Annotated in this window: 15 protein-coding genes; 7 read left to right on the top strand and 8 right to left on the bottom strand. The window is 52.2% G+C overall.

What is annotated here, in order from left to right; translation table 11 throughout:
• Positions 1-217 precede the first annotated feature (217 nt).
• The gene (locus tag CRP01_RS18060) at positions 218-865 is read left to right on the top strand and encodes a uridine kinase family protein (RefSeq protein WP_099151489.1); all 648 of its coding nucleotides are present in this window, start codon (positions 218-220) and stop codon (positions 863-865) included.
• A gap of 44 nt (positions 866-909) precedes the next feature.
• On the opposite strand, the gene CRP01_RS18065 is transcribed toward CRP01_RS18060, so the two are convergent.
• The gene (locus CRP01_RS18065; protein WP_099151490.1) at positions 910-1755 is read right to left on the bottom strand and encodes an HAD-IIA family hydrolase; all 846 of its coding nucleotides are present in this window, start codon (positions 1753-1755) and stop codon (positions 910-912) included.
• Positions 1756-1757: 2 nt separating this feature from the next.
• Complete coding sequence (locus CRP01_RS18070) at positions 1758-2801, bottom strand: aminoglycoside phosphotransferase/kinase family protein (RefSeq protein ID WP_099151491.1); 1044 nt, start codon at positions 2799-2801, stop codon at positions 1758-1760.
• A gap of 106 nt (positions 2802-2907) precedes the next feature.
• On the opposite strand from CRP01_RS18070, the gene CRP01_RS18075 reads away from it, so the two are divergent.
• Entirely contained in the window at positions 2908-3540 is a 633-nt protein-coding gene (locus CRP01_RS18075; protein ID WP_099151492.1) for a polyphosphate polymerase domain-containing protein, read from the top strand.
• 49 nt (positions 3541-3589) lie between these two features.
• Here CRP01_RS18075 and CRP01_RS18080 read toward each other — a convergent pair whose 3' ends face one another.
• Entirely contained in the window at positions 3590-4987 is a 1398-nt protein-coding gene (locus tag CRP01_RS18080) for a PQQ-dependent sugar dehydrogenase (protein ID WP_099151493.1), read from the bottom strand.
• Between the two features lie 265 nt (positions 4988-5252).
• Between CRP01_RS18080 and CRP01_RS18085 the strand changes: the two genes are divergently transcribed.
• From CRP01_RS18085 to CRP01_RS18095, 3 genes are all read left to right on the top strand, one after another.
• Positions 5253-6152, top strand: a complete 900-nt coding sequence (locus CRP01_RS18085) for a TolB-like translocation protein (RefSeq protein ID WP_099151494.1) — start codon at positions 5253-5255, stop codon at positions 6150-6152.
• Positions 6153-6992: 840 nt separating this feature from the next.
• The gene (locus tag CRP01_RS18090; protein WP_099151495.1) at positions 6993-7961 is read left to right on the top strand and encodes a PorP/SprF family type IX secretion system membrane protein; all 969 of its coding nucleotides are present in this window, start codon (positions 6993-6995) and stop codon (positions 7959-7961) included.
• Positions 7962-8043: 82 nt separating this feature from the next.
• Positions 8044-13914, top strand: a complete 5871-nt coding sequence (locus CRP01_RS18095; RefSeq protein ID WP_170110431.1) for a cohesin domain-containing protein — start codon at positions 8044-8046, stop codon at positions 13912-13914.
• Between the two features lie 444 nt (positions 13915-14358).
• On the opposite strand, the gene dnaK is transcribed toward CRP01_RS18095, so the two are convergent.
• The 4 genes from dnaK to CRP01_RS18115 form a co-directional block, all read right to left on the bottom strand.
• Positions 14359-16290 (bottom strand): molecular chaperone DnaK, encoded by a 1932-nt coding sequence (gene dnaK / locus CRP01_RS18100; RefSeq protein ID WP_099151497.1) that lies wholly within the window; start codon positions 16288-16290, stop codon positions 14359-14361.
• A gap of 221 nt (positions 16291-16511) precedes the next feature.
• The gene (locus tag CRP01_RS18105) at positions 16512-16853 is read right to left on the bottom strand and encodes a transthyretin-like family protein (RefSeq protein ID WP_099151498.1); all 342 of its coding nucleotides are present in this window, start codon (positions 16851-16853) and stop codon (positions 16512-16514) included.
• The gene (locus CRP01_RS18110) at positions 16854-18206 is read right to left on the bottom strand and encodes an Nramp family divalent metal transporter (RefSeq protein WP_099151499.1); all 1353 of its coding nucleotides are present in this window, start codon (positions 18204-18206) and stop codon (positions 16854-16856) included.
• A gap of 58 nt (positions 18207-18264) precedes the next feature.
• A complete protein-coding gene (locus tag CRP01_RS18115; RefSeq protein ID WP_099151500.1) occupies positions 18265-19476 on the bottom strand; it encodes a redoxin domain-containing protein in 1212 nt (403 codons plus the stop codon).
• 384 nt (positions 19477-19860) lie between these two features.
• Between CRP01_RS18115 and CRP01_RS18120 the strand changes: the two genes are divergently transcribed.
• Together CRP01_RS18120 and CRP01_RS18125 are read left to right on the top strand one after the other, a co-directional pair.
• Positions 19861-20796 (top strand): dihydrodipicolinate synthase family protein, encoded by a 936-nt coding sequence (locus CRP01_RS18120; protein WP_099151501.1) that lies wholly within the window; start codon positions 19861-19863, stop codon positions 20794-20796.
• A 101-nt stretch (positions 20797-20897) separates the two neighbouring features.
• Positions 20898-22529: a sialidase family protein gene (locus CRP01_RS18125; RefSeq protein WP_143473428.1), complete on the top strand. Its 1632-nt coding sequence runs from the start codon at positions 20898-20900 to the stop codon at positions 22527-22529.
• 53 nt (positions 22530-22582) lie between these two features.
• Here CRP01_RS18125 and CRP01_RS18130 read toward each other — a convergent pair whose 3' ends face one another.
• Positions 22583-25222 carry a T9SS type A sorting domain-containing protein gene (locus CRP01_RS18130; RefSeq protein WP_170110432.1) on the bottom strand — a complete coding sequence of 880 codons (2640 nt, stop codon included), beginning with the start codon at positions 25220-25222 and terminating at the stop codon, positions 22583-22585.
• Between the last annotated feature and the right edge of the window lie 310 nt (positions 25223-25532).

Consider the following 25532-nt stretch of genomic DNA (forward strand, 5'->3'; position numbering starts at 1 on the left):
CCATTTTCTGCACGATCTGCCAAATGTAATAAAAAAGAGGATCATGGAGGGAATATACTGTTTGCTGCCCGCCCACTTTCCGTGGGTTCGTGGATCCGTAAAAATTGGATTCCGCCCGAGCCGTCTGGCGAAAAATGCCCTCCCCGTCGGTGAATCTGCCAAATCCGGTGAACTTTAGCATTTAATTCCTATTTTTGCGTGCTGTGAAATAAGAAGTATGCAACCTTTTTTAGTTGGAATTACCGGAGGAAGTGGGTCCGGCAAAACATCTTTTATCAATCGTATCCGAGCGGCCCTGCCTCCCGAATCGCTATGCGTTATTTCCCAGGATGATTACTACCGTCCGATCGAGCAGCAGAAGAAAGACAAGAATGGGATCGTCAACTTTGACCGGCCCAAGTCAATCAATAAAAAAGCCTTCGGGGAGGACATTCAACGTCTGATCGAGGGTGAGACCGTAGTCCGGCCGGAATATACTTTCAACAACCGGGAGGTCCAACCCAAAATGCTCACCTTCCAACCGGCTCCCATCATCATTGTGGAAGGGTTATTTGTTTTCTACTACAAGAACGTCAACGCCAAACTGGACCTGCGGGTGTTCCTGCAGGCAAAGGAAAACCTCAAGGTGATCCGCCGGATCAAGCGGGACCGGGTGGAACGGAACTATCCGCTGGAAGATGTGCTGTATCGCTACGAAAACCACGTCTTACCTACCTTCGAAAAATACATCAAGCCCTATGTAGACGATGCGGACATTGTGATCAACAACAATCACAGTTTTGACCGCGGGATCGAAGTGCTGATCGGCTACCTGCAGATGTTGCTGATCAATCGTTCCCTGGAGCGGAAAGAGGCTTTTGAGTAGGGGAGAAGCGAATCGACATCACTGTTCTTCCTCCTGTGCTAATGTCAAAGTACAGCGGAGTTGCAGACGTAATCCGGAATGATGCCCGTGGATTTGATCAGGAATTTAGCCTGTTCCGGTGAAGTATTACCGGTGAGGACCAGTGCGGTATCGACCCCGAATTTATTGCCGCCCATAATGTCCGTATAGAGGGTATCACCCACCATCAGTATCTCCTCCTTGCGTACATCCACCCGCTTGAGCATGTACTCGTAGGCAAAAATGAACATCTGCGAACTGGGTTTGCCGAAGCGGATCACCCGCTTACCGACGATGGTCTCCAGCATATCCGCAATGCCGCCGATGGCGATATTCACCTCGTATTTGGATACCGGATAGGTCTCATCCGAATTGGCGACAATGATGGGAATGTTTTTCCGCCGCAGGAGATTGATGGCCTTATTCAGGTCCTTATTCCAGTCGAAACCCTCTTCATCCAGCAGCACCAGTGCGCGGATATCTTCGGAATTTTGCGAATCGAAGGTGCCGATCGGAATTCCCTCCAGACCGGTACCTTCGAGATAATAGGCAGATTTCTCCGTACCCAGGTAGACGACCTTGCCGTCCCGTAGCTTGTGTTTGAAATATTCTCTGGCCAGCATGCCCGAGGAGATCATATGGTCCGTATTGATGGCCTCGATGCCCGCCGAGCGGTATTTCTCCGCCAGCAGTTCCGGACTCCGGGAAGAGTCGTTGGTCAGTACAAAGAACTCCATCTCGTTTTCCGCCAGATAATCAAATGTCCGCTCGATCCCCTTGATCATACCGTTGTAGTTCTTCAATACCCCGAATGCATCAAAGAACACCGCCTTGTATTTGGGCAGCACGGTTGAAAAATCTGTCTTTTTCATAATTAAATTTTCAGTGCCCGAAGCAATGGCTCGGGATTAAACTTTTTATCCAGTTCGGGAAAATAGGATTGGTAAGCTTCCGCTTGTAATTTGGAGGCGTAGATCTCGTGGAAGAAATAACGCCCGTCTTTGATCACGTAGTTGATAATGAAAAAACGGTACACTTCTCCCAGGAAGCGGATCTCTGGTTCGGTTAGGGGATAAACTTTGTGGTATTCCTGTAAAAATAGAATAAATCGCTCTTCCATCAGCGGATCGATGTTGTAGGAAAACACCGTACGGTCGCCAATATCGGATACGATCCGGCTCAGAAAATAAAAATCCAGTATTCTCGAGCTCATGCGGAACCAATCGTAATCCCAGCGCGAAAATAGCTTATAAGATCGAGTTACCGAAAAATTGCCGATATTCCAGTCCACAAACACCGGTATTCTTTCCCACTCCTTAAATTTCACCTTCTCGGCCTTTTCCAGAAACAGGTCGCACTGCTCCCGGATGGTACTTTCGTTCATCCGGTGTTCGTAGCGACCCAGTTCCGAATCCATCAAACGCTGCAGATGCTCAATATCGGAATGCAGGGTCTTGGAGGAAGGCGGCAGGGTATTCCTGACTTTGGAACAGGTTTGGTGCAGTTTGGCAAACTGCTTTCCCAGAGACCGGATATGCTCTTCTTCCAGTCGACGGGGCAACTTCTTATCGATCTTGATCGGCCGGTAGAATACCACCCAGGCGTCGATCAGGGCGTTGCGAAAGCGATAGGTAAAGAGGTTATTGCCCTTCATCAGCGACCGCGAGAGGAAATTCTCGTAGGGTTCCGGCAGGTTGTTGGCCAGCACATTGATGATGGTATGGTCCTCCACGAAATGTTCGTACTGTCCAAAGTAGGATAACTTGGCGATCACAAAGCCCTTATCCTCAAAGATCACCTTGTAAACGTGATTGGTCGAGACTTTCGCGCTGATATCGGAGATAGATTTGATATTTCGGCTGGGATCGTAATTCGCCCAGGCCTCTTCAATGATCTCTGAAAATTGAATAAACATAATGTCTTGCTTTTTAATACTGCTGCAACCGGCCCGATGATGAAACGGTGAAATGCTTCAAATTTTCACCTGATCATCGTATCATTGCAGGATCAGATCATCAAAAAAAATGCGTTACGAAAGGAAATTTCCTTCCACCGTACTAACTGCCAATGCCCTCGAACAACTGGTACTGGGCCATCCGCTCGGGTTCCGGAAGGTCTATCCCGACCGGCGGATAAATAACGTGTATTTCGACACGCCGGGATGGCGCACCTTTCACGAGAACCTGGCCGGAGTGAGCCATCGCACAAAATACCGGTTGCGGTGGTACGGACCCGCTTCCGGCCTGATCGAGCACGCCCGATTTGAGCTCAAAAAAAAGGAAAATTTACTGGGGACTAAAATAATTCACACAATTGCGGGAAAAATTACTTTAGCGGACGCAGCCGCCATTCCGGGTAGCCTGCCGACCCTGCTGCAGAATGCCCTGTTCCCGACTTTGGTCAACAGTTACCAGCGGGCTTATTACGAATCCACCGACGGCGCTTTTCGCCTCACGGTAGACGAGGATCTGAGCTGTAATGCCTTTGATCCGAAGATCTGGGCCGGCCGTTCCTTTCCGCCCGAATTGCGCGTTGTGGAACTTAAATACGGACGGGAAGATGACCAGCGCCTCGACGAATTTACGCAGTACTGGCCACTCAGGTTGCACCGTTTTTCCAAATATGTGATGGGGATGCAGCTGGCCTTTTCGGTTTAACAAGCCTCCGGAATGAGCCGGGGCATTTCTCATTCCGGAGACTCCCCATCTATTCTTTGATCAGTTTGCGCATCAGACCGGCACCGTTCCGCTCCAGCCGGAAAAGATAGACACCGGCCGGCAGGTTTTCCGTATCGATCTTTTCCTGAAACTCCGTATCCAGCCGGCGGGTCGTTTCCCAGATGGTCTGTCCCTGGGCGTTGAGCAGTTGCAGGCGGTACGTTCCGCTTTCGGGCAGCCGGCCCTCTACCCAGAACGCGCGGTCAAACGGATTGGGACGCAGCATCAGGTCGGCCTCCAGGGGAACTTCCCGGGTAGGAGTGGTGATGTCGCGGACCTGATGAACTTTACCTTCGATACTGAGCAGGTATAATTCGCCCCCGGCATCTTCACCGAAAGAAACGTACTGAAAATTAGGTCCGTCGAACAACTCGGTATTGATCCATTCTTCCGCATCGTTCCGTTCCAGGGCCCAGATCTTTCCACTGCAGTAGTCGGCGTAGATGTATTTGCCGGACAGCAGCGGGAAGCTGGCCCCGCGGTAGACAAACCCGCCGGTGATCGAACAGCCGATGGGTAGTTCGCTTTCGTAGGTATAGACCGGGAAGGTATAATCCGTGGCGGAACCGCAGTTGGCGGTGTTGAAGGTGTCGTTCCCTTCGTAGCAGCGCCAGCCGTAATTTTCTCCACCGCTGCTACCGGCGGGCTGGAAATCGATCTCTTCAAAATTGCCCTGCCCCACATCGCCGATCCACATATCACCCGTCAGGCGGTCAAAGCTGAAGCGCCAGGGGTTGCGCAGGCCCAGCGCCCAGATCTCATCCAGGGTCTCGTCCGTTTGGGCGAAGGGGTTGTCGGCGGGTATGCCGTAGGGATCACCGGTGTTCACGTCGATACGGAGGATCTTCCCGAGCAGAGACTGGCGTTCCTGTCCGTTGTCTCTGGGGTCCCCGCCGTCGCCGCCGTCACCCAGTGCGATGTAGAGGTAGCCGTCGGGCCCGAAGTTGAGGTCTCCACCGTTGTGATTGGGAAAGGGTTGGGTAGCGGTCAGAAGTATCACGGCACTGCCGGCATCGGCTACCTCCGGATCGCCGGCGGATACCTGGTAACGGGCCACTACGGTGTTACCACTGTTGTTGGTATAATTCACAAAAAAGTATCCGTTGTCGGTATAGTCCGGGTGGAAGGCCAGCCCGAGCAGCCCCCGTTCGCTCTGCGTACTGACCATGGAACGGATGTCCAGAAAAGGCGTGCCGTTGACCTGTCCGTCGGGTTGCAGGATGCGGATCCGTCCGGCTTTTTCGACCACGAACATTCGGTCGTCGCCGGCATTGGTAATGTCCACCGGACTGGAAAAGGCGTCGGAGATCTCTACCAACTGGAGATCGATCTGCGCCTGCACAAATGTGGTGATGAGCAATAATACGGGAAGCAAAAGTGTTTTCATAAGCGTAATGGTTTTTGAAGAGCTTAATCGTGATTATAAGCCGGCGCTAGGCCGGATTTTAATTGTAAGTAGTTGGAAACCAGTTATCTGGAAAGTAGAGTGGCACTGAGGGGATAGTCGGATGACCGTTGTTTAACTATTTGTCTATCAACAGCTTGATCTATACCTCTTGAATGATCGTAAAAAAAACTGCAGGGGGTGTCCTATTACTGATAAGGGAATAATGATGAAGATTGTTTACTTTTACCCCTAAAATTTGGATCATATGTCCATTAGACTAACTATCGCCTTAGTGTTTATTCTGGGATTTCTGCAGCTGGAAGCCCAGCAATTGCCGCGTTCCAATGTTTATCTGTTCAATCTGCTCCAGACGGATAGCAGTATGCAATTGCGAAATCCTCAATATTTGACCAACTTCAATCCGGAGGGTTACAACAACCATCCGGTGTTCTTTTCCGATAATGAACTCTACCTTTCGGTACAATCTCCTTACGACCCACAACCGGACCTGTATCTCCTGGATCTGGATCGCAAGACCAAGACCCGGGTGACGAGCACACCCTCCGGAGAATTCTCCCCCGCCCGGATGCCGGACTTTTACAACTTTTCCGCTATCCGCCAGGAGATTGCCGGCCGGGATACCGTACTGCGTCTGTGGCAGTTCCCGGTAGACCGTCTCACGAACGGCAAACCGGTCTTCAAATACCTGAACGGCATCGGCTACTACCTGTGGCTGAGCAGTTACGAAGTAGCGGTATTTATGGTCGACAACCCCAATTACCTCGGCATTGCGGACACCCGCTCGGATGATGTCCGCCCGCTTGCCACCAATGTAGGCCGGTGTTTCAAGAAACTGCGGAATGGTCACATCGCATTCGTACAGAAGAGCCAGTACGGTGACTGGCTGCTGATGCGGAAGAATCCTTATACCCGGGATCAACCGCAGAAGATCATCGAGACCCTGCCCAATGCCGAAGATTTTGCCGTTCTCGAAGACGGTACTTTCCTGATGGGTAAGGGCAGCAAATTGTACAAGTACAACCCCAATCTGGACGAAGGCTGGGTAGAAGTAGCCGATCTGCGATTCTATGAGGTGAAAAATATATCCCGGCTCGCAGTGACCGGATACGGCCCCAACCAGCGCATCGCTATCGTTGCCGATTAGGAAAGGTGTGGACTGCTCCTGACGTAGATTTTTCGATCGCAGGGTCAACGGCCGCCACAGTAGCCGGTAAACGGCCACTGCTGCTCCATTATTGACCCGATTGGCTGATGGGCATGTCTATTGCCCTTGAGTCGGCCATTTTTTAATTACTAAAATTCGGCAACTGAAAGCCCTGCCGGTAAAGTGAAGTACAAATTAACCCCACAGGCGGTATCCATAAAATGATGTTTATGGGATATATTTGAGGCAGAGCCGGGTACGAAAAACAACAATTACCAAAAAAGTTGCGTTTTGACCATTATCTACCTCAAAAAAGCCAGTCCCGAAATTATTACCACCTTTCACTAAATCAAACGGGGGGGCTGGAAAAATGTATAAAGCATTTCTCCGGTAATCCAAATCAATGCGCTAACTTTGGGGGCGTTTTTCTACATCTTCTGACCAATACCCAAAAAATACGTACAGGCATCAACAACTTTGCCCTAGCATAATCCCAAAAACGAAAGACAAACTCTTAATTTGCCCGTATGATTTTTTGCTTTTTCGGGCGCATCAAATTAATTCCGCGAAATCCATTGGTTTAAAACTACTCTTATACGCTTCCGGCATTCCGGAACGAACGAGCTAGTTATATATCACTTTTGGTATTTAACTAAAATGCTTATACAAAAATTTAATTCTATACGTTAGAGACCGGATGACCGGTGTATAAAAGAAGTAGTCTGCATGAAATTCCTAAGACGCCTAAAAACCAGGTTCTGCAACCTGTGGAATGACACGTGGCCACTTCAGTACCAACTTTATTATTAACTAACTTTGAGGGTCATAAAAATGTATCCCATGATTAGATATTTTTTACTCCCAATTCTTCTACTGATCAGCCTTAGCGTGTCCGCCCAACAACTTCCCCTATTCACACAATACCGGGAAAATGCTACGATCATCAATCCGGCAGCGATGGAAAGTGATTTCTTCGCTTACGGCAATAATGTCACACTGGGAGCTTCCTATCGCGCCCAGTGGGTGGGTATTTCGGGCAGCCCGCGCACCCAGACCATTCGTGGTTCCTTTTTGAGCATGGGCGGCGCCGGGGTCAACCTGACGGCCGGCGGTTATCTCATCAACGATGTAACCGGTCCTACCGGTTTCACCGGCTTTTACGGAAGAGTTGGTGGCGTACTGGGCGCCGATCCGGAATACAGCGGCCTGGCCATCGGTATCAGCGGTGGTATGGTACAATACCGCATCGATGCCAATAAAGTGAATGTGCGCGATGTGGGAGATCCCGTTGCCGCGCAGGATAACTCGCAATTGTTTCCCGACCTCGGGGTAGGGATCTATTTCTATAATACTGTCGGCGACAACAACTACTTCTACGTTGGTGCCTCCGCACCGCAACTCTTCGGGCTCAACCTGCTTTTCGAAGATGAGAACGGTGATTTTTCCGTAGAGCGGATCCGGCACTACTACGCCCAACTCGGATATTATATCTTCTTCGACAACGACAGTTTTGTCGAATTGTCTTCCTGGGGTAAATACGTGCAGGGGGCTCCATTCAATATTGACTTTAATATCCGCTACCAGTTACCGACTGCGCTCTGGATCGGTACCGGTATGGGCAAAGGCTCCACTTCTACGGGGCCCAAATCCACTAATTTCCATATTGATGCCGGTGTCGTGCTCGGAGAAGCGGCCGGATTTGACAGTACCATACGTTTCGGCTACGGGTTTGATTATTCTTTCAGCTCGTTTGGCCCTACGGCCGGTAGCACCCACGAGGTCAACCTGACTTACTCTTTTAGCCGATAGTTATTCATCATCCTTTAGATTTGATAATATCATTCCAATGCGAGGAATTCAAATCCCTATATTTCAGCAACCTACTGATCTCATGAAAAGATTATTGATTATAATGATGCTCGGGTTTAGTGCATTCGTTGCCTCTGCCCAGCCAGAAATATACATGGAAGACAACACCGTTGATCCCGGTGAAGAAATTTGTGTACCCATACGTGGGCGATTTTTTACGGATATCGTAACCATCCAGTTCTCCGTAAACTTCGATACCGAACAACTGCAGTTCAACAGTGTAGGGAATTTTGGTATTCCGTCTATGTCCAACGCGAACTTCGATCTGACCCAATCGGACAACGGGATCATCACCTTCAGCTGGCGGGACAGCCGCACCTGTGAGGATTCCAACGGCGGCAATCCCATGTTTACCATAGATAATAATGAGGTGTTGTTCGAGATGTGCTTTACGGCCAAAGAGTCGGCCGGCTACGGAGACGTCACGGAGATCCATATTACCGACAACCCCTTGCCGATCGTAGTGGAACGTCTGGGCTCCTTTAGTTCGACCTTCGGCTGTAATAACCTGGGATTCCTCGATGAAGACAAGGATGGTGTGGAACCGGGCATCATCTCGATCAGTGTCCGACCGGTACAGGTCAACATTTCGGAAGAGGTCGGTAATGCCGGGGATCTGGTTTGTGTGAATTTTGCCGCTTCCGGTTTCGACAACCTGCAGAGTATGCAGTTCAACGTCGTCTGGGACAGTACGGTGATGGAACTCGAAAGTATAATACCCAACGGGGATATACCGAACAACGGCTTGAGTAACTTCGGTTCCGGTGGGAATATACGGGCCAACCGCTTAACGTACAACTGGCTGTATACCATACCCGACCAACCGGGGGTCACCCTGCCGGACGGCACCCAGCTGTTCCAGGTGTGTTACCGGCTGCTGGACAATTCCTGTGAAAAGAACTCAACGGTCAGCATCGTCAGCTACCCCACGCTGGGGATTGAGGTGACGAACGAAGAAGTGGCCGGTTTCAATATCTTTTTTGAAAGTGATGACGGTATCGTAGAAGTAAACGATTGTGATCCGGAAGGTATCCAGGTAACCGTGGATTGCGGAGATCCCGTTAATCTGAACGACGAGATCTGTGTGCCCATCCGCGCGGGAGACAACTACAACCGGGTAAGCTCCCTGGAATTCATTCTGAAGTGGAACTCCAGCATCCTGGAATTTAAGCAGGTCAATCCGGTCGCTCCGTTTTGGACCAATGCGGACTTCGATGCCGCCAATGCCGCCAACGGCTTCCTGGGTGTAGCCTGGGAGAACTCGCCGACACCGCCGCAGGATCTCGATCCGGGCGATATCATCTTTGAAGTATGTTACGATGTAGTCGGTCTGGGCGGTAACAGCCCGATCAACGTCAGCACGCCCTGGCGTGGTCGTTCGGGCAACGGCCCCAATATTGGGGTAAACCCGACCAACTGTGAAGTAGATATCAATCAGCCGGATGGAGTAGCCATCAGTATCGGAGAAGGCTCCGCCGGCCCTGGTGATAATTTCTGTGTGGATTTCAATGTATCCGGTTTCCAGGATATCACCAGCCTGCAGTTCTCGCTGGCTTACGATCCGGGCCTGTTCCAGTTCACTGGTTTGCAGAATATCAATATCCCGGGTGCGAATAGCTCTAACTTTAATTCCTCCGGTGCGGGATCGGGATCGCTGTTCTTCGATTGGGAATCAGCGACGCCGCAGAACCTGGCGGACCAGACTTCTGCCTTCCAGCTGTGTTTCACACCGCTGGGCGATCCGGGAGACTGTACCGCTCTGGAAGGGGTCAACCTCCCGGTTCAGATGCAGGCAACGACCGCATCTTCCGGCGATGAGAACATCGGCCTGACCATCGCTGCCGGCGAACTGTGTACGCTTTTTCCCGACGGTTTCGGTTTGAATATTGCCGAAGCGGAAGGCGATTGGCTGGATACAGCCTGCGTAGCGGTCAGCGTTGTGGAATTCGACAATATAACGGAAGCCAATTTCTGTATTTCCTGGGATCCTTCTTCACTGGAATACACGGGTATTAATTTCTCCGGCGCCTGGACTGGCCTGACCGATGCCAACATCGATGCCAGTTCCGCCAATGTCGGTTTGCTGTGTATCGACTGGTCCGGATCCGAACTGGCTATTCCCGATGATACGGATATCTTCGATCTGTGCTTTAAAATGATCGGAGACGCCCTGGAGTGTTACGATATCAGTATGCTGGAGTCGCCGGCACCTACCGTGACCACCGCCAACGGGCCGGGTAGCATAGTGCCGCAAAACGGTAGTCTCTGCGTCAATGATAAATTTTACATTATCGATACCCTGATCACTCCGGCCAGTTGTCCGGGAGCCTGCGACGGTTCCGTGGAAATTACGGTCATCGGTGGACAGGGACAACTGGGAACCATCTGGTTTACGGAACCCAACAATCAGTTCAACCCCTCCAGTGCGCAAAACCTGTGCCCGGGGCCGCTGACGTTCCGTATCTCCGACGGTAACTCGCCCAGTCTGGTAGAAGAATTCACGATCGAGATCCCACTGGCGGACGGTGTGCCGGAAGCCAATGCCGGAGAAGACCTTCTGCTGGGTTGTGATCCGCAATCCGTACTGCTGAGCGGTACCGGATCGGAAGGAGATTTCTCCTACGAATGGTTCCGGATCAATTCCACCGGACAGGAAGTATCCATCGGTACCAACCGCAGTGTGGTGGAATTTGTACCGGGTACCAAGATCTTCCGGGTGACCAATAACCAGACAGGTTGTTCTTCTTCGGATACCACCTTTGTGACCGCTCCGGAAGTTCCCCTGGCCAATGCAGGACAGGACTTTGAATTTACCTGTGCCGAGGGCGGTTTCCAGCTCAACGGCAGTGGATCGGACAGCGGTGACAATATCACCTACACCTGGATCTCGATGAACAACGGTAAGATCACCGAAGGGCAGCAAACGCTGATCAATCCCCAGATCGAAGCACCGGGCAGTTACATCCTGCGCGTAGCCTACGAGGACACCGGCTGTTTTGATGCGGATACCGTGCGGGTAACGGACGGCCGGCTGGAACCGGATGTAGTAGCCGGACAGGATCAGATCCTGGATTGCGGTATCGGGACCGTTACGCTTTCTTCTTTGAGTAATAACCCGGATCTGCAGGTAAGTTACGAATGGTACGATCAGAACAACCAGTTGCTGGGTACCGGTGAGACTTACGAAGCGGATCAGCTGGGTAGCTATATTCTGCTGGTGCGGGATAACGAAACGAACTGTAGCAGTACAGACACCGTAAGGGTGTTGCCGGATGCCAATTATCCGGATGTACTGATCGATCCCGCCTTACCGATCACCTGTATACGCGACAGCGTAATGATCTCCGCGACGGTTGGTCCGGATACGATAGATTATACCTTTACCTGGACGGCTTCCATGGGTGGGCAGCTGGTACCCAATAGCGATACCAGCCTGAACCCGATCGCACTCAGCCCGGGTACCTATACATTGGCCGTCACCAATACCGCTACCGGCTGTATTGCCGAAGTGGATGTGGTGGTGAGTGAAGATATGACACCTCCGACGGCCATGGCCGGAGAGGATCAGCTGATCACCTGTGAAACGAGTTCCGTATCCCTGTCGGGCGCCGGTTCCGATACCGGTGACGGATTTGCTTACATCTGGACGAACATGGAGGGCGATACAGTCGCTACTACCCTAATGGCCGAAGTGAGCTCCCCGGGTACTTATACCCTGGAAGTGACCAACCTGGAAAATGGTTGTACCGCAACCGATGAGGTGGCGGTTACCCTGGACGGCAATGTGCCGCAGGTGAGCATTACGGGGGCCCAGGACATTACCTGTGAGGTGACCAGCGTCAGCCTGAGTGGAAATATTACGCCGGCCGGTCCGGCCTACCAGTACCAGTGGTTCCAGGTTGTCGGCGGAGATGCCTTCACGCCGGTGGGCGACGGAACGCCTAACCTGACCGTAACCCAGCCGGGAGTTTACGTGCTGGAAGCGAGAAACCCAGCCGACGGTTGTACCGGAAGCAACCAGGTGACCATCAACCTGAACAACGAAGCTCCGATCGCCGATGCCGGTGAGGCTTCCCAGATGATCACCTGTGATTCGCCGACACTGACGCTGAGTTCAACGGGCTCTTCCGAAGGAGAGACCTTCACCTACGAATGGTTCCTGCTGGATGGCCCGTCCGTGGGCACCGGCGCTACCCTCGACGTTACCGAGCCGGGTACTTACACCCTGATGGTAACGAACACCGAGACCGGATGTACGGCTACTACCGATGTAGAAGTGGTAGACGGCCTGCAATTGCCGGCGATCAGCTTCAGCAATCCTGAACCCGCTCTGGACTGTATCAATACTTCCATCGAAGTAGAAGGTCTGGTGGACGGTGCAACGGATCTGAGCGTGACCTGGAAAGGTGTGGACGGCGGAATGCCGAGCCCCACCGATGCTTTGCTGACTACTTTCAGCCAGGCGGGTACTTACCGACTGGTTGTTGAAAATAACCTGACCGGTTGTGTCGATTCACTGGAACTGACCGTAGTTGATAATTCCGGTAATCCTCCGGTGGTTTCAATCGCCGAACCGATCCCATTCACCTGTACGACGCCGACCATCAACCTGGACGCCAGCGCAACGGGTGCCGCCAGTGACTTCAGTTCCATTAGCTGGGTATCCACCGACGGTAATACTGTAACGCCCGCGACCGGATCCCTGACGGTTTCCGTTGACGGACCGGGTACTTATGAACTGACGGTAGTGGATGCCAATACCGGTTGTGCGGGAACCAGTATGGTGACCGTGGTACCGGATAACGATACGCCCGTAGCGGCTGCCGGTGCAGACCTGGGCATTGAATGTAACGAGACGGGAGTTTTGGATGCACTTTCCAGCAGCCAGGGCGCTCAGTTCTCCTACGAGTGGGTAAACCTGGAAGGCGGCGCGGTGCCGATGCCATCCGACGACCTGGAAGCTTCCGTAACCGAACCGGCCAGCTACCTGCTGGTCGTGACCAACACGGACAACGGTTGTGTGGATACGGATACGGTGACGGTAAGCCGGATATTCCCGGATGCGGCTGCAGCCGGTACGGATATTTCACTTTGCCAGGATGAGACCACGGCTTCCCTGAGCGCTAACCTGCCAACGGGTACCACCGGTATGTGGACCAGCGGCGGCGGTGCGTCCGTAGGCTCAACAACCGATCCGGCTACCGGTGTGAGCGGACTGCAGAGTGGTGCCAACGTATTTACCTGGACCCTTTCTGCCCCCGGCTGTGAGAATTACAGTCAGGATCAGGTGACCGTTTACATCGAAACGGCTCCAACGGCAGTGGAAGACCTGCTACGTGTGGACGCTGATGACCGGAGTGTCGATATCAATGTGGCCCAGAATGACGTACTGACCAATGTGGATGAATACAGCGTTACGCTGCTGGACGCTCCGGAATTCGGTACCATTGACAGTTTCAGCAATGGCCGGGTATACTACAGCGTTCCGCGCGGTTTCGTCGGTATCACTCAGGTTACCTACGAGATCTGTAATCTGGATTGTGACGATCTGTGTGCGACGGGTACGCTGCGCATTGAAGTTACCGACCCGGATTACGAGCCGACCATCATGAACACCATCACTCCGAACGGAGACGGCATGAACGACAATCTGGTATTCGACGTACTGCTGTTCACTCCGGCGGAAGAATTTCCGGATAACGAGATCATCATCTTTAACCGTTGGGGAGACATCATATTCCAGCAGCGTCCTTACAACAACGACTGGAATGGCTTCAACAACAATGGCGATCGCCTGCCCCAGGGTACTTATTATTACATTCTGCGTCTGAACCTCGCCGACGGGGTCATCATTCGCGGGGATGTAACCATCCTGGATAACGGAGAGCGATAAAAGCAAAGGCAACTGCCTTTCTGCCCTTTCAAAGGGGCAAATGGCTGAATGGGACCTAAACCATTCAGCCATTTTTTTATAGGGTAACCTGGTAAGGATGAGCGATGGCAATCATAATGTGTCTTTAGGCACAAACTGGAGGTAGCAAAATGGCCATTTCCTGGCTTAGCGTGCCGTAGGTATGCCATGTAAAACCATATTGCGTACCTACGGCACGCTGAACCTCCCGGATTATTGGACGGGCTACCTATATCTCGTCCCTACGGGACTTTTGCCTCCTGATTCGCATGACCGGCAGAAGCGATAAGTATTGGTCGATAACTCAGAGCGGCCCGGAAATAAAGCGATCTTGGTACATGTACATACGCCAAAAAAAAAACGGATGCTCCCGTTAAGGAACATCCGCTTTTATAGTTTATGTCGATTTGTGAATCCGACCGAAGCTTACTTCTTGTCGTCCACTTCTTCGTATTCAACGTCGGTTACGTCTTCCGCATTGGTGCTGGTATTGCCACCGCCGGCGTTAGTGTCCGGTCCGGCACCTGCACCGGCATCAGCAGTTGCACCGGCATCCTGAGTTGCCTGGTACATTTCCTGACTGGCAGCCTGCCAGGCCGCGTTCAGGGTTTCGGTTGCTTTATCGATGCGGTCGAGGTCCTGTGACTTGTGTGCTTCTTTCAAATCGGCAACGGCAGATTCGATAGCACCTTTTTTATCCTCCGGCAATTTCTCACCGAATTCTTTCAATTGTTTTTCCGTCTGGAAGATCAGGGAGTCAGCCGTGTTGATCTTTTCGGCACGCTCGCGGGCCTTGCGATCTTCATCCGCGTTGGCGGAGGCTTCTGCTTTCATCTTTTCGATCTCCTCTTTGGACAGGCCGGTAGAGGCTTCAATACGGATCTTTTGTTCTTTACCGGTACCTTTATCCTTAGCGGATACGTTCAGGATACCGTTGGCGTCCATATCGAAGGAAACTTCTACCTGGGGTACACCGCGCGGTGCGGGTGGAATGCCATCCAGAATGAAGCGACCTACCGTCCGGTTGTCTTTCGCCATCGGACGCTCACCCTGCAGAATGTGAATTTCTACAGAAGGCTGGTTGTCCGCAGCGGTAGAGTATACTTTCGACTTCTTGGTCGGGATCGTTGAGTTGGATTCGATCACTACGTCGTATACACCACCCATGGTTTCGATACCCATGGAAAGCGGCGTAACGTCCAGCAGCAGTACATCCTGTACATCACCACTCAGTACACCACCCTGGATCGCAGCACCAACGGCCACCACTTCGTCGGGGTTAACCCCTTTGTTCGGCTTTTTACCGAAGAAGTCTTCAACAGCCTGCTGGATGCGTGGGATACGGGTAGAACCACCTACCAGGATCACCTCGTCGATCTCCTCTTTGGACAGACCGGCGTCTTTCAGTGCGTCTCTACAAGGACCCAGCGTTCTTTGTACCAGGTTATCGGCCAGTTGCTCGAATTTTGCGCGGGACAGCTTCAGCACCAGGTGCTTGGGCACTCCGTCTACCGCCGTGATGTACGGCAGGTTGATCTCGGTTTCCGTAGAAGCGGAAAGCTCGATCTTGGCTTTCTCAGCGGCGTCTTTCAGGCGCTGCAGGGCCATCGGGTCTTTACGCAGGTCAATACCTTCCTGTTCTTTGAAAGAATCAGCCAGCCAGTTGATGATCACCCGGTCAAAGTCATCACCACCCAGGTGCGTATCACCGTTAGTGGATTTTACTTCAAATACACCGTCGCCAAGGTCGAGGATGGAAATATCGAAAGTACCACCACCAAGGTCAAATACGGCAATGGTCATTTCTTTATTCCGCTTGTCCAGACCGTAAGACAGTGCGGCCGCAGTCGGCTCGTTGATGATCCGCTTGATGGTCAGTCCGGCAATCTCACCGGCTTCTTTGGTAGCCTGACGCTGGGAGTCATTGAAATAAGCCGGAACGGTTACTACCGCTTCGTTCACTTCGTGACCCAGAAAGTCTTCCGCTACTTTTTTCATCTTTTGCAGTACCATCGCAGAGATCTCCTGCGGAGTATAGAGACGTCCGTCGATATCTACGCGGACGGTATCATTTTCTCCTTTTACAACTTTATAGGATACGTTGTCTACCTCGTCCTTCACCTCGCTGTAGCGCTGTCCCATAAAACGTTTGATGGAAGAAATGGTCCGTTTGGGGTTTGTAATAGCCTGGCGCTTGGCGGGATCGCCAATTTTTCTTTCACCATTATCCATAAATGCCACTACAGACGGGGTGGTTCTTCTACCTTCATCGTTCGGGATCACTACGGGTTCGTTACCCTCCATTACAGCTACACAGGAGTTGGTCGTACCCAAGTCTATTCCGATTATTTTACCCATGTTATATACGTTTAGAGTTTTTTGTCTTTGGTTTACGTCACTTCTATTGCAAGCCTTGTGCCAATGTGGAAAAGGCCCATTCCGGGTGACAAATTGCCATTTGTTTGAAAATAACGTGACAGAAGGAAAGCTTGTTCGCTGGAAGAAATTGGCAGACTGACATAGTGGCAGACTCCCTTCCGTGAGGAGCGGCAGGCACTGGATGTAGTGATAAAATTAACTCACCGGCTCAGGTCAAAATTGATGGTTTGTTTCCGGAGACCGATGTACCGGTCGTGGTAAAACCGGGAGTTCCATTTGCGGGCGGTATCGATCTGAATATAGGCGCTCCGGGGGAGGTCAATTGAAAAATATCCGGCCCGGTCGGTCGTCAGCGTATAGTGTTCCGCCGGCATAAAACTATCGTAATCGCCACCTTCGTAATAATAATTGGTCAGATAGAGGTGCAGGCCCGCTACCGGTTCTCCGGCATCGGTTACGCGACCGGTAATACGAACATCCAGCGTATCCTCGTTACAGGCGAGGAGAAGGAATAGAAAAGCAATCCATTTTAATCGCTTCATTCAGGAAAAGACTTTGATCAGTCCGTAGATCCCGACCCCCACGATCGTCAGAATACTGACCCACAAAAGGATATCGTAAGTAATGTTGGGACGGAAATCCGGATGGAGTCGTTTGTAGCGGAAGTGCAGACTGGCCGCAACGACAATAAACAGCAGGAAGGAACCCGCTATCCCCCCGGAAATGACCATCAGTACCGGCAACTGGATGAACAGAAAAAGCAGCGCCCATAGAAATGGGATCACCCAGGCCAGGATGGCGATCGCCTTTTTCCGCACCGCCAGATTGTAAAAGTCGATGAGCCCGATCTGCCCGAAAATATCCGCCCACTGGCGGGTCCAGGCGGCGAGGGCGGCAAACAGGGTGGAGAACAGTACCACAAAGGCGCCCAGCAAAAATGCCGGTTTAGCCTGCGGACCGATGGATTCGGTATACATCATCGACAGGGATTCGACCATCTGGTAGCCTTCCGGTACAGTGCCCTGAGCGTGCAGCACCGCCGCCCCGAGTAGATAAAAAGCCGCTGTGACCACAGTGTAGACGATCATAGCCAGGAGTGCATCCAGGTACATCACCCGGATCCAGCCGCGGGCCCTGGCTTTCCAGGCCTCCGAATCGTCCCGTGGGCCGGTATGGGCTGCATAACCTTTCTCCAGGCACCAGTAATTATAGTGGATGATCTCATCTCCACCAACACCGGTAATCCCAAAAGCACCAAAGGCAATGGCGACGGCTTCCGGCGGTAACTGAAAGCTCAGACCGGAAGTAATATCCGACCACTCCATGGCGTAGGGCGTATACCCCAGAAAATACAGCGAGGAAAAGGTGAACAGCGTAAAAAAACCGATCATTCCCAGCGAGAACTTTTCGATAAAGCGGTAATAGCCGCGAAAGATGAGCAGGGCTACCGCCGTGGCGGTCAGCAGCGCCCAAATGGGCATGCCGATCTGCGGGAAAGTCATGTTGAGAATGATCGCGACGCCACCGATGATACCGCCCACCTGGAGCAGTTTGATAAACATGAACAGGAAGATCAGCCATACCGTCCAGCGGGCCCGGCCCAGTTTCGGGCCCGGGAGCTGATTGAATGCCTTCATGGAAGTTTCGCCGGTGAGGATGGTGTGCTTACCAAATTCAACCTGTACGGCCACCTTCACCAGGCAACTGATAATGATCACCCAGAAAGTAATGAACCCGGCCCGGGCACCCAGCGTAGTAGTTGCGATCAGTTCCCCGGAACCGACGATAGAGGCGGAAAGGATAAAACCGGGGCCCAGATGTTTGAGCTTTTCCGAAAAACTGGTGGGCGGCTCCAGGATCTTGGCCGTGGTCAGAACGTAAGGGTCAGTGTTCATTGTTGCATTTTACGGTGCTCGCCGGGGGGAGCGCAGGTGTTGCACTCCCCCTAACGGTCTAATAATAACGGCCGATCATCTTATGGTCGACGATGGTGCGCTTCAGTTCCAGAAAGTCCACTTCGCCCTGATGGGCCCAGACGACCTCGCCACCGGGTTCCACGAGCAGGGTGTAGGGAAGTGCTCCGTTCCAATCCGGATCGATAGCCTCGATGAGCGCATATTTATCATCCTGATCAAAGATATAATTGGTGACGGCGGAATTTTTACTTTCCAGAAACTTCAGGGCTTTTTCCTGCTGCGTGGGTTTATCGGCCGATAAGGAGACGAATTCAAAATCGCGGGCCCCGTACATCCGCTGCAGTACGATGAACTCCGGATATTCGATGATGCAGGGACCGCACCAGGTGGCCCAGACGTTGATCAGGCGCAATTTATCCGAGTCTTCATTTTTAACGAGGGCCTTGATGCCGTCTTCGCTGATGGGGGAGAGGCTGACGGGTTTTTCGGCCCATTCTTTCTCTATTTTTTTCCGGTAAGCCGTTTTCCAGCCCCATTTGGTGGAACAGCCGAAGGTTTTGGTGGTCTGCACTTCTGGGGTCCGGCCGGCCAGCAGGGCGTCGATCGCAGCGCGCAGATCTTCGGAATTGGCGGAGCCCGGTTTCTCCGAATCGTCCAGTCGCCCAATGTACTGCAGGCTGCGTTCCTGGTCGAAAACGTAAACATGCGGCGTGGCCACGGGCCCGTACTTCAAGGATGCTTCTTCGGTATCGCCGTCGTAGAGATACGGAAAGTTGAAATCCATATCGTCGGCCCGGATCACCATGGCGTCGAATTCGTCGTCCAGGTCCGTGTAACCCAGTTCCTCGTAGAGTACACCGTTCGGGCTGTTGGGCGAGATCGCGACTACCTGAACGCCTTTATCCTGATAGTCCGAGGTGACCTGCTTGATGCGTTCCTCGTAGGCCTGGGCAGTGGGACAGTGGTTGCAGGTAAAAACGATCACCAGTACTTTGGCATCAGCAAAATCGCTGAGGCTATAGAATTTGCCGTCGACGTTGGGCAAATTGAAATCCGGCGCTTTGGCCCCGATCGGCAGGGTAGTGACTTCCTGTTCGGCTATGGGTTGCGGATTGGCAACGAAGGTTGCCGCCGGTTCGGTAGCGGGAGTATCCGCCTGTTGGTTATCCGCGGCGGGATCGGATTGACAGGCCTGACACAGGAGCAGAAGTGTGGCCGTCAGCATAATGGCTTGCAGTAGGTTTTTCATTTCGTTCGTGTTTTGACGGGCGCAATGGATTGCACCTGAGTATGAAGATAGTAAATACTTTGGGAAAGGATGAAATGCGGGCCGGCTATTCGGCCGGTACAGGAACGATCCCGGCCGTAGTTTGCCGAAGGATTGCTTGGTGTGCTCCTGTTCATTATCTTCGTCACAAAAGGATGGTATCCCCGGCCGGAAGGATCTTTCTGTTCCTGGTAAAAACATCTGCCATCGTCCAGGTATTACTGGGCTGATTTAGAGGGTATCCGTCACCCCAAGACCGCGATGCTTACCCAAAACCGGTAGCTGCATACTTATTTCATCCCCTTCCTCTGCCGAGTGAAAAGCCATAAAAGTGAAAATAGAAGACTAACCAATTAAGAAGAAAAAATGGAAAAACTGACGGGTTTAATTGCCGCTCCCTTCACCCCTTTTGACGAAAAGGGAGCACTGGCTACCGATCGGGTAGCGGACCTGGCTGCCCTATACGGGCAAAATGGGGTCCGGGGTGCATTTATCGCCGGGTCGACGGGTGAGTGCGCATCACTCTCCCTTGCCGAAAAAGAAGCTTTGATGTTCGCCTGGGCGGATACCAAAGCCGTCAATCCCGATCTGAAGCTGCTGTACCTGTTGGGAGGCACCTGCCTGCAAGATATTCAGCATCTGGCCGGTAAGGCAGCGGAACTTAAACTGGACGGTATTTCGCTGGTGGCACCATATTATTTCCGCCCGTCCTCCGTAGAGACTCTGGTCGATTTTTGCCAGGAAGCCGCCGCGGCCGCTCCGGACCTGCCATTTTATTATTACCACATTCCGTCATTGTCCGGTGGGTTTTATTCCATGACCCGGTTTTTGGAACTGGCAGCACCAAAGATCCCTAACTTAGCCGGCATCAAATACTCTCATTCGGACATTATGGAATTCCAGGCCTGCCTGGCTTTTCAAAACGAAAAGTTCGATCTGCTGTGGGGTACGGATGAGGCCCTGCTTTCCGGAATGGTTGCCGGGGCGAAAGGCGCGGTGGGCAGTACCTACAATTACGCCGCCCCGCTGTACCACCGGATCATTCGTGCGTTTAACGAGGGTGATCTGGAGGAAGCCCGCCGGCTTCAGTTGCTATCCGTACGGATCGTGGAATTATTGGTAAAATACGGCGGCATCGGAGCCGGTAAAGCATTTATGAAACTGATCGGCGTGGATTGCGGCTGGTCCCGGCCACCGGTGGGCCATCCGAAGTCCGCTGACCTGGATAAGTTGCGGTCGGAGTTGGAAGCGCTCGGTTTTTTTGATTTTTGCAATCGTTACGAGACCCTGCAGTCTAAGTAATAATTAATGCTTTACTTCCTATGCTCCTTGTGACAGGATCGACTCGTGGCTGCCAGCGGCAGGCCGAAACCCTCGTTCAAAATCTCGCTTAAAATCTGAAAATGAAAAATCTACTATTGTTACTGTCCGGGATATTTCTATTGACGACCTGGAGCTGCAAGACGTCGGAATCGCCACTACCTCCTGCTGATCCCACCGAAAAGGACGTATACGATCCGATGGAGGTCTCCGGGGTAAAGGTCTGGTCTCCGGTATACCCGGTGCTGATCGGTAAGGAGAATAATCCCGTACTGCGGGTACAGATCGATGCGGTGGGTTCGAAAAAGGCCGTTGCGTTGGAAGGACTAACCCTTGATCTGGAGGGGACGGATCAATTGGGTGATATACAGGAGGTCCGCGCATTTTTCACCGGAGCTTCTTCCGATTTCAGCGTCAGACGGGCATTTGGCGAAAGCCAGGACGGGACAATCGATCCGCACTTTACCGGCAGCCAGTTATTGCAACCGGGCAGTAATTACCTCTGGATCTCCTTCGAACTAGAATCAACAGCCGATATCTCGCGAAAACTGAAAGTACAACTTTCGGAAATTACCGTCGACGGGAAAAAAATGCAAGCTACCCAAGCGACCGGTTCACCAACCAAAAGAATGGGACATGCCCTGCGTCAGCACCGGCAGGACGATATTCATACCTACCGGATCCCCGGTATGGTAACCACCAATGAAGGGACGCTGATCGCGGTATACGATAATCGTCACGACAGCAGTACCGATCTCCAGGGAGATATCGACGTCGGTATGAGCCGGAGTACCGACGGCGGCCAGACCTGGGAGCCGATGCGCGTGATCATGGACATGGGTGAATGGGGTGGGAAGCCCGAAGATCAGAACGGCATCGGAGACCCCTGCATTTTGGTGGATCGCCAGACGGGTACCATCTGGGTGGCGGGCCTGTGGATACACGGACATCCGGGGGCACGGGCCTGGAACGCTTCCCAGCCCGGCATCAGCCCGGAGGAGACCGGCCAGTTCATGTTGGTGAAAAGTGAGGACGACGGCCGTACCTGGTCCGCACCGGTCAATATTACCGAACAGATCAAAAGACCGGAGTGGCAATTGTTGCTGGAAGGCCCCGGAATGGGAATTACCATGAAAAATGGTACGCTGGTATTCCCGGCTCAGTTCAAAGACGGAAATCAGATCCCCCACGCTACGATCGTGTACAGCACGGATCGCGGCGAAAGCTGGCAGATCGGTACCGGAGCTAAATCCCAAACGACCGAAGCCCAATTGGTGGAACTGGCCGACGGGTCCCTGATGCTGAATATGCGGGACGACCGGGGCAATAGTCCGGGCGGACGAAACGGCCTGGGGGCCCGATCGGTGATGATCACCAAAGATATGGGGCAGACCTGGACCGAACACCCCACTTCGCGGGAGGCCTTACCGGAACCAGTCTGCATGGCGAGTCTGGTGCGGCATCAGACCCCATCGGAAGAGGTGCTTCTGTTTTCCAATCCCCTGCACCGTTACGTGCGCAAAAACATGACTATTCAACTGAGCCGGGACGAAGGGCAGACCTGGCCCCGGGAGCACCACCTCTTGCTGGATGAAGGGCAGGGTAATGGTTACTCCTGTATCAGCTCGATCGATGAAAATACGATCGGGATCATCTACGAGGGTAGCCAGGCGGATCTGATCTTTCAGCGGGTGGATCTGGCCGAATTGGAGTAGTCAAAAAAAAGGCAGCCCCATCGGGACTGCCCTGAAAGATCTTGCTTGTCCGGTTACCGCATCTTCACCAGTTTCCGGCTCAATATTTCGCTCCCCAACCGAAGCTGAATGATATAGATACCCGGCGGCAGGTTCGGGCCGTCCCATTCCATCTGGTGCGCGCCCGCTACCTGGGATTGTGGGGCTAACAATTGCTGCCGGACCTTACCGTCAACACTGATCAGCCGGATCTCTGCTTCCGCTTCCTGCTCCAGGTCAAAAGTCACGGTAAACCGATCATTGAATGGATTAGGGAATACCTGTAGATCAGTATCCTTATGATCAATCCTGAGATCCGGAACTGCGGCCAGTTCTACCACTTCCTCAGGTAAAGGGGCAACGCTGCTGGACACCAGCTGGCAATCCTCGATCCGGGCGGTGAAGGTACTGTTTGCTTTAGCGTGAAAACCAGCCTGCAAAGTAATCGATTGTCCGGCGGTGTAGGTCACATCGGCACCCAGTTCAATTATATTGGTGGCCTGGATCGTATTGGCGGCTCTTTTTAGCTGCAGATTCGTATAGGTTTGGGTAAGGGTCAGATCCGTATCTTCACACTGGGCACCGGCATTTCCAAAATAAAGACTAAGGTTGATCACATCCTCAATTTCCCCGTCACAGTCCGGACCGGTATTGAGCAACAATTCTATATTTTCGTAGACCAGCCCGTTGTTGTTATTCTGCGATACAAACAGTTGCGGTAAAGTGCCGCCATTATTGAAACAGGCACCGGCCGGAACGGTATAGGGGAAACCATCGTCGTTGGTATTCAGCTCAACGCCGTTGACTTCAAACTTAGCGCCGTTGACGTTGGTAGCGGAATTCAGTTGCAGGTAATAGGTACGCGCTTCATTGCTGTTGTTACAAATATTTAGAGGGATCTGCACACTGCTACCGTCCGGTATATTCGATACGGTCAGGTTTTTACGGTTCTGTCCCTGGTAAAAAGTATTGAGATCGGGCTGGTCCCGCTGATCACCGCCCTGATAGGGGCAGCTGGTCTTTGATCCTGCTTCCAGTTTGAAGATCGGTGTGCCGTACGCGGGGTCCCGCACTACCCGGATGTTGAACTGGTCGCCCCGATCGTCATCGTGCAGGGTATACCGCATGGTGGAGACGGTTTCCCCCGACTGGTTCTGGGTCTGTCCGAATCGTTTGGAACTTTTGAATTCATAACCGCCGGATATGCCCGAGCCGCCGATCTCCGCCAGCGTTTCGATACCCAGCGTGGTGGATGAATAATGCTCGTACGTGATCTCCGTAGTATTGATGGTGGAGACGGTTATCTCCTTTTGCACGGGAGAAACCAGGTCGTATTCCGTAGTGGGTTCCAGCAATTCATTGTCGGAAGCGTTGATATTGGCCTGGTTCATGGCCAGCACCTGATTCCAGACATCGATCTGATTTTGGTCGTTATTGCGCTGGGCCACCGTTCGGCTTTCATCAGCAACCTGAGCGGCCAGGACTTCTATCTCCTGTTGGATGGTCTTCGTACTTTTTACAAACTTTCGGGGCTCGCCGACCGGAGCGTATATCAGGCCGGTATCCATCGCCACGGTACAAGTATTTGGATCGATGAGATAACGTTCGTAGATCCCTACCTCGAGGTCCGTTCCGTAGCCGACGAAGACATCTCCGCCACCGACAAATTCAGTAGCCGCAGCGGTGGATAGACCCTGGGAAACCGTCACACAGGTTCGTTCGGAAGTGGTGGTCATTTCCATCTCGCCGGCACTGAAACCGGCGTTAAACTTGACATAAAATTCGTAATCAAGATTGATGATCAATCCGACCGATCCCTTACCGCCCATCTTTATGCCCAATTTGCCCGAATTGGAGGCATCCTGTATAGCGGAAGTCTCAAATTCCCGGCAGTTGGTAGTGGTCTCCGTAAATTCACTGAAACTGTTGGCGCCCGGCGGGGCGTGTAGTACAAGATAAGGGATCTGGGGTTCTTTGATAGTGCCCAGACTAGGTATTTCCACACCGACATCGACAGTAGCTCCCTCTACCGTGAAAGGAATAATGAATTCCTCGTATCGGGTATTCTGATCGTAGATGGTATAATTGTAGATGGGTACCGTGAGCATAATGTAAGCCGTTGGCGCTCCCCGTTGAAAGACTACATTTAGTACACAGCGGTATTTTCGCCAATAGGCTGTTTCTTCCAGCAGGGTTTTAGAAGCGATGAGAGTTTCATCGTAGAATTGCGGTCCGCCCAGAGTGCCGACCCGGGCTTCTACATTGTTGTTGATATAGTTGTTCATAGTGGTGGGTATGTTGGGTTGGTCAGGAAATCTTCCCACCCACAGATCAATGGTGAGTGTAGTAGGCACGCCGCGAGTGGCCTTAAACCGATTTAACTGAGGGGTATTGATGGCAGCGTTGGAAATGACGGGCTCATTATTCCAGCTCACCCCACCGGGTACCGGTTGTGTACCGGTTATGGTGTAGTGATTATAGATAAGGGGATTATTATTATCACAAACTGTACCGGCACTATTGGTGACCCGTACATTGGGGAGCGTCCCGAAGCTAGCATGATTACTATAAGCCCAGTTGCTGGTAGCTAATTCATTCTGGGCATGTCCCCGCTGCACGGTTATTTGCAGGCCGATGACGGTTAACAGTAATATAAAGTAGTTCTTCATTCGCATAAGTGGTGCGTTTAGAGGTTTTGACTGAAAATATTTATTCATCGCTTAAGAAGCGGCTGCCATTGACCCAATGGGGGCGTATATTTCCCGAACTGTCGGTTTGATTGACCGAAGCAATTGTGATCAGGGACGGATGGATCGGTTTGAATTAAAAGCTCTTCATACAAGGGAAGTGGAGGAATTGGATGTCCCAAAGATGTGGATAGGCACCATGAAGGGCATTCACTTATCCTTCAAGGACGGATACTTAGGTTGCGGAAGGGCTGAAAAACTTGGGACTTATATTGCATCAGCGTGTATGGCAGGTGCT

It is taken from the genome of Flavilitoribacter nigricans DSM 23189 = NBRC 102662 (genome assembly GCF_002646595.1).
GTDB classification, from domain to species: Bacteria; Bacteroidota; Bacteroidia; order Chitinophagales; family Saprospiraceae; genus Flavilitoribacter; species Flavilitoribacter nigricans.

Excerpts from the sequence above, each read along its gene's own strand:
- CRP01_RS18060 (WP_099151489.1), top strand. The coding sequence starts at position 218 with ATGCAACCTTTTTTAGTTGGAATTACCGGAGGAAGTGGGTCCGGCAAA.
- CRP01_RS18065 (WP_099151490.1), bottom strand. The coding sequence starts at position 1,755 with ATGAAAAAGACAGATTTTTCAACCGTGCTGCCCAAATACAAGGCGGTG.
- CRP01_RS18085 (WP_099151494.1), top strand. The coding sequence starts at position 5,253 with ATGTCCATTAGACTAACTATCGCCTTAGTGTTTATTCTGGGATTTCTG.
- CRP01_RS18130 (WP_170110432.1), bottom strand. The coding sequence starts at position 25,222 with ATGCGAATGAAGAACTACTTTATATTACTGTTAACCGTCATCGGCCTG.
- dnaK (WP_099151497.1), bottom strand. The coding sequence starts at position 16,290 with ATGGGTAAAATAATCGGAATAGACTTGGGTACGACCAACTCCTGTGTA.
- CRP01_RS18110 (WP_099151499.1), bottom strand. The coding sequence starts at position 18,206 with ATGAACACTGACCCTTACGTTCTGACCACGGCCAAGATCCTGGAGCCG.
- CRP01_RS18125 (WP_143473428.1), top strand. The coding sequence starts at position 20,898 with ATGAAAAATCTACTATTGTTACTGTCCGGGATATTTCTATTGACGACC.
- CRP01_RS18115 (WP_099151500.1), bottom strand. The coding sequence starts at position 19,476 with ATGAAAAACCTACTGCAAGCCATTATGCTGACGGCCACACTTCTGCTC.
- CRP01_RS18120 (WP_099151501.1), top strand. The coding sequence starts at position 19,861 with ATGGAAAAACTGACGGGTTTAATTGCCGCTCCCTTCACCCCTTTTGAC.
- CRP01_RS18090 (WP_099151495.1), top strand. The coding sequence starts at position 6,993 with ATGATTAGATATTTTTTACTCCCAATTCTTCTACTGATCAGCCTTAGC.
- CRP01_RS18075 (WP_099151492.1), top strand. The coding sequence starts at position 2,908 with ATGCGTTACGAAAGGAAATTTCCTTCCACCGTACTAACTGCCAATGCC.
- CRP01_RS18080 (WP_099151493.1), bottom strand. The coding sequence starts at position 4,987 with ATGAAAACACTTTTGCTTCCCGTATTATTGCTCATCACCACATTTGTG.
- CRP01_RS18095 (WP_170110431.1), top strand. The coding sequence starts at position 8,044 with ATGAAAAGATTATTGATTATAATGATGCTCGGGTTTAGTGCATTCGTT.
- CRP01_RS18105 (WP_099151498.1), bottom strand. The coding sequence starts at position 16,853 with ATGAAGCGATTAAAATGGATTGCTTTTCTATTCCTTCTCCTCGCCTGT.